Below are 10251 nucleotides of genomic sequence, written 5' to 3'. Positions count from 1 at the left end.
CACGCGCGTGCCCCTGCCGCCACCGATGCTGCCGGATACGGTCGATGTCGCCGCGCTGGCCGACTACGGTGCGCCGTTGCTGCAGGCGCTGGCGCGGCGCGAGACGCCGTTGCCACCGGGTGCGGGCGAGCGCTTGGTCGCCGCGCTGGCACGCATCGCGCTGGCCCTGCAGGCCGGCAATCCGGCGCAGATCCGGCAACAGGAAGGCTGGTGGGGGCGGCTGCTGGGGCGCGATGTCGCTCGCGAAGCTGAGGGGCACGCGCTGCAGTCGCAGCTGGGCGTACTGGCCCTGCAGGCGCGTGAGCAGGCCCAGCACCTGCAGCAGCACATGCAGCTGCGGGCCATGGCCATCGTTGAACATTCCGCGGCGGCCGCGGCGCTGGACGGCTGGGCCGAACTGGCTGCGTCGCGGCTGGCGACGCTGGATATCGCCGGCCAGGCCGCGCTGTCGCATCGGCTGGACCATCTTCGCCGGCTGGCCTCGCTGCGCCGCCTGGAAGCCGGCCAATGGCAGCTGCTGCAGGACCAGGACAACATGCTGCTGCAACGCTTCGCGCGCATCCATGACGTGCTGCTGCCGGCCTGGCGGCAGGCTGCACTGGCGGGCCAGGCCGCTGCGGGCGCTGCGTTGGCTGGCAAGGCTGCCACGTTGCACGCACAGATCGATGACGAGGTGGCCGCGGCTCAGGCTAGACTGCCTTGAGCCGGCCGCCGCTGCCGCTTACCCAACTGCAAGGAGACTGCCCGATGACCCAGGACAGCCAGACCCCCGCTGCCCTCGTACCCGGCACGACCACCGCCACTGCGCTCGATGAAGGTGCGCTTCAGGCGCTGGGACTGGTCCGCGAGGATCTGCCGCGCATCGCCGAGATCCGTCTGGAACTGGACGATCTGCGCCCGGGCAACCTGCAGGTGTTCGGCCGCGAGGCGGCCACGCGCACCGCCGCGTTCTCCAGCCAGTTGCTGGACCAGGTCCGCAATCGTGACCTGGATGCCAGTGGCGAGAAGCTGGGCGAGGTGGTGCGCATCGCGCGCAGCCTGAAGCTGGATGGCTTCGCCCAGCGTTCGAAGGTGCCGGTGATCGGTGGCCTGATCGACCGCATGCGGGCCTCCAAGGGCGAGCTGGTGCAGAAGTTCAGCGACACCAACGCGCAGATCGAACAGCTGCTGGCCGACGTCGGCGTGCAGCAGGCGTTGATGGGCAAGCGCGTGGGCGAGTTCGACCGCATGCACGACATCGTCCGCGAAGAACGTCGTGCGCTCGGCCTGTATGCGGCAGCGGGCAAGCAGCGGCTGGCCGAACTGCAGGCCGAACAGCTGGCCGGGCAGGGCAGCGAGGACCCCCAGCAGCGCATCCGCCAGGGCGAGATCGACAATGCGATCCGGTTGATCGAGAAGCGCGTGTCCGACCTGCAGCTGATGCAGCACGCCGCCGACCAGTCGCTGCCGATGATCCGCCTGATCCAGGCCAACGCGCTGCAGCTGATCGAGAAGTTCAACACCGTCCGCGACATCACCATTCCGTCGTGGAAGCGCCAGTTCGCCATCCAGCTGTCGCTGGGCGAACAGAAGGCTGCGGTCGAACTGTCCACGGCCATCGATGATGCTACCAACGAACTGATGCGCCGCAATGCCGACCTGCTGCGCCAGGCCTCGGTGGATACCGCGCGCAGCAACCAGCGCGGCGTGATCGACGTGGCCACGCTGCGCCATGTGCACGACCAGCTGATCGCCACGGTGGAAGAAGTGCGCAGCATCCATCGCGAAGGGATGCAGCAGCGGCAGCAGGCCGAAGTCGAGCTGTCGCGCCTGCGCGAAGACCTGCAACAGCGCCTGGCCACACCGACCGCCAGCTGAAAAAAGGGGACGGAGGGAATTAAGTCGTTTGTGCCACTTGCGACTTAATTCCCTCCGTCCCCTTTTTGTTGTCAGCGGAGTTGCTGGCCCAGCCAGTCGGCGAGCGCATCCACGCGCGCATCCGTTGGTCCGTCCGGTCGCGCCAGCACCCAGAAACCACCGGTGGCGGCAAACCCCCACGGCGCGACCAGTCGCCCGGCGGCCAGGTCCTCGGCCACCAGTGGCTCGGGTGCGATCGCCGGGCCCAGCCCGGCCACCGCTGCCTCCAGCAGGTAATACAGATGCTCGAAGGCCGTGCCCAGCTGCAGCTTCGCGGGGTCCAGAGCGTGCGCCTGCGCCCACGCCGGCCACGCCTGCGGCCGTGAACTGGTGTGCAGCAGCGTCTCCTGCAGCAGCGCCGAGGGCGGTACATGCCGCAGCCGCTGCGCCGCCGGATGCGAGGGCGCCACCACCACGCCGACCCGTTCCGGCGCCAGCTCACGCACCTGCCAGCCCCGGGGCCACGGCCCCTGCGCCAGCAGCAGCACCGCATCCAGGGCCGCCTGTGCCTCGGTGAAGCTGCCATCCAGCGCTGACCACTGCAGGCGCACGCCGGGCAGGGCGGCCTGCAGCGCAGGCAGGCGCGGAATCATCCAGCGCGCCAGTACGCTGCCGCTGCAGCCCAGCACCAGCGCCGGGGCCGCCGCCGGCCGTCGCAGTTCGCGCACGCAGTCTTCGATGCCGCCGAAGGCCTCGCTGCACGCTGCCTGCAGCCGCGTGCCCGCAGCGGTCAGGCGCAGGCCGCGACCGGCACGCTGGAACAGCGCCAGGCCGAGATGGTCTTCCAGCAGCTTCAGCTGCCGGCTGACCGCACCATGGGTGACATGCAGGTCGTGTGCGGCGCGGCCAACGCCGCCGAGACGGGCGGTGGCCTCGAACGCACGCAGCGCATTGAGCGGTGGCAGCAGGGAGCGGCTCATGTGAGATTTCCTGACGATATGCGCCAGATAATATCCATTTTACGGTCAAGACCCGTGCGCTAGAGTATCCACCTGTCTCGATACCAGCGGTCGCTTCCATGTCTGCCTCCCCCATTGCCGACTACCACGCCTTCCCGGATGCCCAGGGCCATTTCGGCCGCTACGGCGGCAGCTTCGTCGCCGAAACCCTGGTCGGTCCGCTGCAGGAACTGGCCCAGGCCTATGACCAGGCCCGTCAGGATCCGGCATTCCAGGCGGCCTACGACCGCGACCTGGCCCATTACGTGGGCCGGCCGAGCCCGATCTACCACGCCCAGCGCCTGAGCGACCACGTCGGCGGCGCGCAGATCCTGCTCAAGCGCGAAGACCTGAACCACACCGGCGCGCACAAGATCAACAACACCATCGGCCAGGCGCTGCTGGCCGCGCGGATGGGCAAGACGCGCATCATCGCCGAGACCGGTGCCGGCCAGCACGGCGTTGCCAGTGCCACCGTTGCCGCCCGCCTGGGCCTGGAATGCGTGGTGTACATGGGCGCCACCGATATCGAGCGGCAGAAGATCAACGTCTACCGCATGAAGCTGCTTGGCGCGACGGTGGTGCCGGTCACCTCCGGCTCGGCCACCCTGAAGGACGCGCTCAACGAAGCGATGCGCGACTGGGTGACCAACGTGCAGGACACCTTCTACATCATCGGCACCGTGGCCGGCCCGGATCCGTATCCGCGCATGGTCCGTGACTTCAATGCCATCGTTGGCCGCGAGGCGCGCGAGCAGATGCTGGCCGAGTACGGCCGCCTGCCCGATGCGATCACCGCGTGCGTCGGCGGCGGCAGCAACGCCATCGGCCTGTTCCACGCCTTCCTCAACGATCGCCAGGTCGAGATCGTCGGCGCCGAAGCCGCCGGCGACGGCATCGGCACCGGCCGCCACGCCGCATCGATCGCCGCCGGTCGGCCGGGCGTGCTGCACGGCAACCGCACCTATGTGCTGTGCGACGACGACGGCCAGATCATCGAGACCCACTCGGTGTCGGCCGGCCTGGACTATCCGGGCGTCGGCCCGGAGCATGCTTTCCTGGCCGATACCGGCCGTGCGCGCTACCTCGGCATCACCGATGAAGAAGCGCTGCAGGCCTTCCACCTGCTGGCGCATACCGAGGGCATCCTGCCGGCACTGGAGTCCAGCCACGCACTGGCACAGGCGATCAAGCTGGCGCGTGAGCGTCCGCGTGACCAGATCGTGCTGTGCAACCTGTCCGGTCGTGGCGACAAGGACGTGCACACCATCGCCGCGCGCGAAGGGCTTGTGCTGTGAATCACGTGCTGCGCCACGGCGGGGCGCTGGTGCTGGTGATCGGCATGGGCGGCTGCACGCCGCCCGATCCACCGGTGCTTGCCCCGGCCCCTGCCACCCCTGCGGCGATCGCCCCGGCACGCGAACCGGCCAGCAACGACGATGAGGCCGCACATCGCCCGATCGAGGACGCGGCGATGTCCACGGCAGGCGATGGCGGCGAGGACCAGGCGGCCCGGGCGGTGGTGTCGGTGGCCCTGGACCATGCCGGTGAGGTGCTGATCGGCCAGCCCTTCAGCGAACTGCAGGGCGAGGCGCAGTGGCACTCGGCCGGGCTGGGCGAGTCGACCGCTGGGCGTTGCGAGTACTACGAGCGCGGCACGCTGCCCGAGGGCGTAGCGATGATGGTGCAGGACGGCGACGTGGTGCGCTTCGACCTGGCCCCCATTGACGATTCCGGCCAAGTGGTGCTGCAGCCGGGGCCGTTCGGCCTTCATCTGGGCATGCCACGCGCGCAGGCACTCCAGCAGTTGCCCAAGGGCGTTTCCACGCAACCCTATGGCGATGATGCGGAGGCCGGCGAGAGCCTGCTCTGGCAGGACCCCGGTTCCGACCTGGCGATCCGCGTGGAGATCGTCGACGGCACCATCTCCCGAATGTACTGGGGCGCCAGCGGCGCCGTTGACCTGATCGAAGGATGTACCTGACATGTCCGTATCCCGACTCGATGCCTGCTTCCAGCGCCTGCGCGAACAGCAGCGCAAGGCGCTGATTCCCTTCATCACCGCCGGTGATCCCTCGCTGGGGGCCACCGTGCCGGTCATGCACGCGCTGGTCGAGGCCGGCGCCGACGTGATCGAACTGGGCGTGCCGTTCTCCGATCCGATGGCCGATGGCCCGACCATCCAGCGCAGTTCCGAACGCGCGCTGGCGCGGGGAGCCGGCAGCCGCTACGTGCTGCAGGCCGTGGCGCAGTTCCGCGAGCGCGATGCGCAGACCCCCGTGGTGCTGATGGGCTACCTCAACCCGGTGGAGATCCATGGCTACGCGGCCTTCGCCAAGGCCGCCGTCGATGCCGGCGTGGACGGCGTGCTGCTGGTCGACCTGCCGCCGGAAGAAGCGGGCGACGCCCAGCAGGCGTTCGACGCAGCCGGCCTTGCGCTGGTCCTGCTGGCGTCGCCGACCACCAGCCAGGCGCGTGCCGACAAGCTGCTGGCCCTGGCCCGTGGCTACCTTTATTACGTCAGCTTTGCCGGTGTCACCGGCGCGTCCGAGCGCCTGGACAGCGATGCCGCCAGTACCCGCCTGCAGGCGTTGCGCGCGCGCGCGTCGGTGCCGGTGGTGGCGGGCTTCGGCATCAAGGATGCTGCCAGTGCCGCGGCCATGGCCCGCCAGGCCGACGGCGTGGTGGTGGGCAGCGCGCTGGTGGCGGCGCTGGCTGAAGCGGGCTCGGCGGAAGAGGCCGCGCAGCACGCCCGGGCCTTCCTCGCCCCGCTGCGGCAGGCGCTGGACGCGTAACGGTAGTGCCGGCCGCTGGCCGGCATCCTCCCGAGGGTTCGCGTGCAAGGGCTGCCGGCCAGCGGCCGGCACTACCCATTGGTCTGCACGCAAGGGCTGCCGGCCAGCGGCGGGCACTACCCATTGGTCTGCACGCAAGGGCTGCCGGCCGGCGGCCGGCACCGCCCAGCACCTAAACGTACGTCCCAGCATGGTTTTTTCCGGCTGCCCCGCGGCTGGCAAGGGGGTGCACGGGCGGGGAAAGCGGAGCTAGACTGTCCGCCTTTGCGGCCCCCGGGCCGCCCTGAACGGAAGTGTCCTCCCGCATGAGTTGGCTCAGCAAGTTGATGCCGTCCGGCATCCGCACCGACAACACCCCCAGCAAGAAGCGCAGTGTCCCCGAGGGCCTGTGGGAAAAGTGCAGCAACTGCGGCAGCGCGTTGTACCGTCCGGAACTGGAAGAGAACCTGGAAGTCTGCCCGAAGTGCGGCCATCACATGGCGATCCGCGCGCGTGCGCGCCTGGCCGCCCTGTTCGACGCTGACAGCACCACCGAGATCGGTGCGCGCCTGGGGCCGACCGACCTGCTCAAGTTCAAGGACCAGAAGAAGTACAGCGAGCGCATCAAGATCGCGCAGAAGAACACCGGCGAGTACGACGCGCTGATCGCCATGCGCGGCCTGCTCAAGGGCCGTGCGCTGGTGGCATCGTCCTTCGACTTCGCCTTCATGGGCGGCTCGATGGGCTCGGTGGTCGGCGAGCGTTTCGCACTGGCCGCAGAAACCGCGGTCGAGATCGGTGCGCCCTACGTGTGCTTCTCGCAGAGCGGTGGCGCCCGCATGCAGGAAGGCCTGTTCTCGCTGATGCAGATGGCCAAGACCTCGGCCGCGCTGGGCAAGCTGCGTGAAGCCGGGCTGCCGTACATCTCGGTGCTGACCCATCCGACCACCGGTGGTGTCTCGGCCTCCTTTGCGATGCTGGGCGACATCAACATCGCCGAACCGCAGGCGCTGATCGGCTTCGCCGGCCCGCGCGTGATCGAGCAGACCGTGCGCGAGAAACTGCCGGAAGGCTTCCAGCGCTCGGAGTTCCTGCTCGAACATGGTGCCATCGACCAGATCTGCGACCGCCGCGAGCTGCGCGACCGCCTGTCCGACCTGCTGGCGATGCTGGGCCGTCAGCCGGCGCCGGAGGTGGCTTGATGGGAGGCCGCAAGTACTTCGGTACTGATGGCATCCGTGGCCGGGTCGGCCAGGGCGTGATCTCGGCCGACTTCGTGCTGCGCCTGGGCAACGCCCTGGGCCGTGTCCTGGTCGCCCAGCGCGGCCAGGACGGGCGCCGGCCGATCGTGGTGATCGGCAAGGACACCCGCATTTCCGGCTACATGTTCGAGGCGGCACTGGAAGCCGGCCTGGTGGCCGCCGGTGCCGACGTGCAGCTGCTGGGACCGATGCCGACTCCGGCGGTGGCGTTCCTGACCCGTACGCTGGGCGTGGATGCCGGCATCGTCATCAGTGCCTCGCACAACCCGCACTACGACAACGGCATCAAGTTCTTCTCCGCCCAGGGCGAGAAGCTCGACGATGCCACCGAGCTCGCCCTCGAAGCGGCGCTGGACGTTCCGTTCACCACCGTCGAATCGGAGAAGCTGGGCAAGGCGTCGCGTGGCCGCGAGGCGGTCGGCCGCTACATCGAGTTCTGCAAGGCCAGCGTGCCGCGCGCGTTCGACCTGCGTGGCGTACGCCTGGTGCTGGACTGCGCGCACGGCGCCACCTACCAGATCGCACCGCTGCTGTTCCGTGAGCTGGGTGCCGAGGTGATCGGCATTGGCGCCGAGCCCAACGGCGTCAACATCAACGCCGGCGTGGGCTCCACCCATATCGACAATCTCGCGGCCAAGGTCCGCGAAACCCGCGCCGATCTCGGCATTGCCTTCGACGGCGACGGCGACCGCGTGCTGATGGCCGACGACCAGGGCAACCCGGTCGACGGCGATGATCTGCTGTACATCCTGGCCCGAGCATGGAAAGCCGAAGGCCGCCTGCGCGGCCCGGTGGTCGGCACGCTGATGAGCAACTACGGCGTGGAGAAGGCCTTCGCCGATCTGCAGATTCCTTTCGTGCGCAGCAACGTCGGTGATCGCTATGTGCACCAGGCGTTGATCGAAGGCGGTGGGGTGCTCGGCGGCGAAGCCTCCGGCCACCTGCTGTGCCTGGATCGGGCCACCACCGGTGACGGCATCGTCAGTGCGCTGCAGGTGCTGGTGGCGTTGCGCAACAGCGGGCAGACCCTGCGCCAGGCATTGAAGGGACTGGTGCGGGTGCCGCAGAAGACGGTCAACGTGCGGCTGGGCAATGTCTCGGCCAAGGCAACGGTGCAGGCCGACAGCGTGCAGGCCGCGCTGGCCGTCGCGCAGCAGTCAGTGGCCGGCCGTGGCCGTGCATTCCTGCGCCCGTCCGGTACCGAGCCGGTGGTGCGTGTCACGGTCGAGGCCGATGATGCATCGCTGATGCAGGACACGCTGGACCGCCTGTCCGCGGCGGTACGTGAAGCCGCCGCCTGAGGCAGCTGTGCATGCGCCCTAACAAGAACGCCCCGTAAAGCCGGGGCGTTTTTCGTTCAGGCGGCAGGGCTGCGCGAGGCTCACGGCCCCGGCACCATCTTCTTCTGCCGCGCCTTGAAGCCATTGAACAGCGGCGCGATCAGCGGGTTGTAGCTTTGTGCGATGCGCTTGCGCAACCAGCTGGCCGGGCGGTTGCGGATCGCGAAGCGGTAGATGCGTTCCGGATCGCCGCCGACCACGTTACGGCCGAACGGGTGGGTGGTGTGCAGGTAGCGGAAGCCGTGCTCGCGTGCCACCTCGATGTGATCCTGGTCGAAATCGCCGTACGGCCAGCACAGCGTATCGGACACCTCGCCGAGCTTGTCCCGCAGGACCTCGCGCGAGACTGCCAGATCGTGGCTCAGGCCGGCACGGCGCTGTGCGCGGTCCAGGTCGTCGCGGCGCAGCCAGCGGGTGTGGGTATGGGTGTGGCAATGCACTTCGAAGGTGCCGGCGGCGATGGCCGCGCGCGCTTCGCTCCAGCGCATCATCACGTCGTCGCTGCGGTTCTGCTCGTAGATCGCCGCTTCGCAGCCGCGATGGTCCGGCGTGGCAGGCAGCACTGCCCCGGCAAGCCCCGCATGGGGCCGCTCCGGGCCTTCGCCCATCCAGCCGGTGACCACGAACACCACTGCGTGCATGCCGTACTTCTGCAGGATCGGGTGCGCATACACCCAGTTGTCCAGGTAGCCATCGTCGAAGGTGATCACGATCGACTTGCGCGGCACCGGCCTGCCGGCCAGGAAGCCGGCGTACTGGTCCAGTGTCAGCGAAGTCCAGCCGTTGCCGGCCAACCAAGCGATCTGGCTTTCGAAATTCTCTGGTGACACGGTGATCATGCCCGGCGACGGACTGACGTGGTGGTGCATGAGCACCGGTACGGTTCGGGCATCAGCCATGTCCCAGCTCCTTCAGCCACTGGCGGTAGTAGTGTTCGGTGGTCTCACCGTGGCCATCGGGGGTGAACCGGTGCGCGCCGTGCATCCAGTCCCACCCGGCGCGGCCCATCTGCCGTCGCCGTTCCGGATCTTCCACCAGCAGGCGCAGTGCGCCTGTCAGGGCTGCATTGTCGCCCAATCGGGTGAGGATGGCATTGCTGCCATCGACCACCATCTCCGGCACGCCACCCACGCGCGTGGCCACGATCGGCACTCCGACATAGGCGGCCTCCAGGAACACGGTACCGGCCGCTTCCTTGTGCGAAGCCAGCGCGAAGATGTCGAAGCCGGCCATCAGCCGGCAGGCGCCATCGCGGTAGCCCAGCAGATGCACCTGTTGCTGCAGCCCGTGCTCGTCGCGCAGCGCCTGCAGCCGATCCATGACCGGCTGGCCATCGCCGATCACCACCAGGTGCAGGTTCGGATGCGTCCTGCACAGCGGCACCATCGCCTGCAGGAGGTCGGCATGGCCCTTGGGTTCGCGCAGCACCGCCACGCAACCGACCACGATGTCCTGTTCGCCGAAGCCGAGCTCGGCGCGCACTTCCGCGCGCACCTCCTGCAGGCATTGCCAGGGATCGGCCTTGCGGATCTCGCTCCAGCGCGGCGGGACTGCCACTGGCGGCACGATGCCGATGTGCTCGGCCGGAATGCCGCGCTCGGCCAGCAGCTGCTTGACGAAGCTGCTGACGGTCAGCACCCGGTGCGGCAGGCCGGTATAGGTCAGCAGCGAGTTGACCGGGCTCATCAGGTGGCGCGAGCGTATAACCAGCGGTGTTCCGCCCAGGCGTGCGCCGGCGGCGGCGATCAACGCGTCACGGCGGCTGGTGGTGTTGACCACGTCGTAGCGCTCGCGACGCACCAGGCGCGAGACCGACCAGATGCCGCGCAGCAGGCGCAGCAGGCCCCCCATGCGCAGGGTGTGCACGGTGAAACCGTCGTCGCGGGCCAGCTTGGCCAGTCGTGCTTCGGGCTGGCACAGCAGCGCCACCTCATGGCCACGCGCGCGCATCACCTGCATGTGGCGGAAGATGTAGATCTCCTGTCCGCCCATTCCCTTGGCGGCTTCGGTGTGCAGGATGCGCAGCGGACGGTTCATGCGG

General features: G+C 68.9%; 10 protein-coding genes. 7 read left to right on the top strand and 3 right to left on the bottom strand.

Annotated elements, in window-relative coordinates; translation table 11 throughout:
• Positions 1-7 precede the first annotated feature (7 nt).
• Both ACMGRF_RS12150 and ACMGRF_RS12145 read left to right on the top strand, forming a co-directional pair.
• A complete protein-coding gene (locus ACMGRF_RS12150) occupies positions 8-703 on the top strand; it encodes a hypothetical protein (RefSeq protein ID WP_414485245.1) in 696 nt (231 codons plus the stop codon).
• Between the two features lie 44 nt (positions 704-747).
• Entirely contained in the window at positions 748-1857 is a 1110-nt protein-coding gene (locus ACMGRF_RS12145) for a toxic anion resistance protein (protein ID WP_099496159.1), read from the top strand.
• A 71-nt stretch (positions 1858-1928) separates the two neighbouring features.
• On the opposite strand, the gene ACMGRF_RS12140 is transcribed toward ACMGRF_RS12145, so the two are convergent.
• A complete protein-coding gene (locus ACMGRF_RS12140; RefSeq protein ID WP_049438793.1) occupies positions 1929-2816 on the bottom strand; it encodes a LysR family transcriptional regulator in 888 nt (295 codons plus the stop codon).
• 98 nt (positions 2817-2914) lie between these two features.
• On the opposite strand from ACMGRF_RS12140, the gene trpB reads away from it, so the two are divergent.
• From trpB to glmM, 5 genes are all read left to right on the top strand, one after another.
• Positions 2915-4132: a tryptophan synthase subunit beta gene (gene trpB / locus ACMGRF_RS12135; protein ID WP_049414706.1), complete on the top strand. Its 1218-nt coding sequence runs from the start codon at positions 2915-2917 to the stop codon at positions 4130-4132.
• Positions 4129-4818 carry a hypothetical protein gene (locus ACMGRF_RS12130; RefSeq protein ID WP_049438795.1) on the top strand — a complete coding sequence of 230 codons (690 nt, stop codon included), beginning with the start codon at positions 4129-4131 and terminating at the stop codon, positions 4816-4818. Before trpB ends, ACMGRF_RS12130 begins: the two co-directional genes overlap by 4 nt.
• 1 nt (position 4819) lies before the next feature.
• Positions 4820-5629 carry a tryptophan synthase subunit alpha gene (gene trpA, locus ACMGRF_RS12125; RefSeq protein WP_262222749.1) on the top strand — a complete coding sequence of 270 codons (810 nt, stop codon included), beginning with the start codon at positions 4820-4822 and terminating at the stop codon, positions 5627-5629.
• A 305-nt stretch (positions 5630-5934) separates the two neighbouring features.
• Positions 5935-6810 (top strand): acetyl-CoA carboxylase, carboxyltransferase subunit beta, encoded by an 876-nt coding sequence (gene accD, locus ACMGRF_RS12120; protein ID WP_005417947.1) that lies wholly within the window; start codon positions 5935-5937, stop codon positions 6808-6810.
• Positions 6810-8171, top strand: coding sequence for a phosphoglucosamine mutase (gene glmM, locus ACMGRF_RS12115; RefSeq protein ID WP_049414697.1), 1362 nt, complete (start codon positions 6810-6812; stop codon positions 8169-8171). Before accD ends, glmM begins: the two co-directional genes overlap by 1 nt.
• Before the next feature lie 80 nt (positions 8172-8251).
• On the opposite strand, the gene ACMGRF_RS12110 is transcribed toward glmM, so the two are convergent.
• The gene (locus ACMGRF_RS12110) at positions 8252-9109 is read right to left on the bottom strand and encodes a polysaccharide deacetylase family protein (protein WP_049414699.1); all 858 of its coding nucleotides are present in this window, start codon (positions 9107-9109) and stop codon (positions 8252-8254) included.
• Complete coding sequence (locus tag ACMGRF_RS12105) at positions 9102-10247, bottom strand: glycosyltransferase family 4 protein (RefSeq protein WP_099496163.1); 1146 nt, start codon at positions 10245-10247, stop codon at positions 9102-9104. Before ACMGRF_RS12105 ends, ACMGRF_RS12110 begins: the two co-directional genes overlap by 8 nt.
• Between the last annotated feature and the right edge of the window lie 4 nt (positions 10248-10251).

It is taken from the genome of Stenotrophomonas sp. EMP41, from assembly GCF_047495535.1.
GTDB classification, from domain to species: domain Bacteria; phylum Pseudomonadota; class Gammaproteobacteria; order Xanthomonadales; family Xanthomonadaceae; genus Stenotrophomonas; species Stenotrophomonas sepilia.
This window is presented reverse-complemented; position numbering and strand designations above follow the sequence as displayed.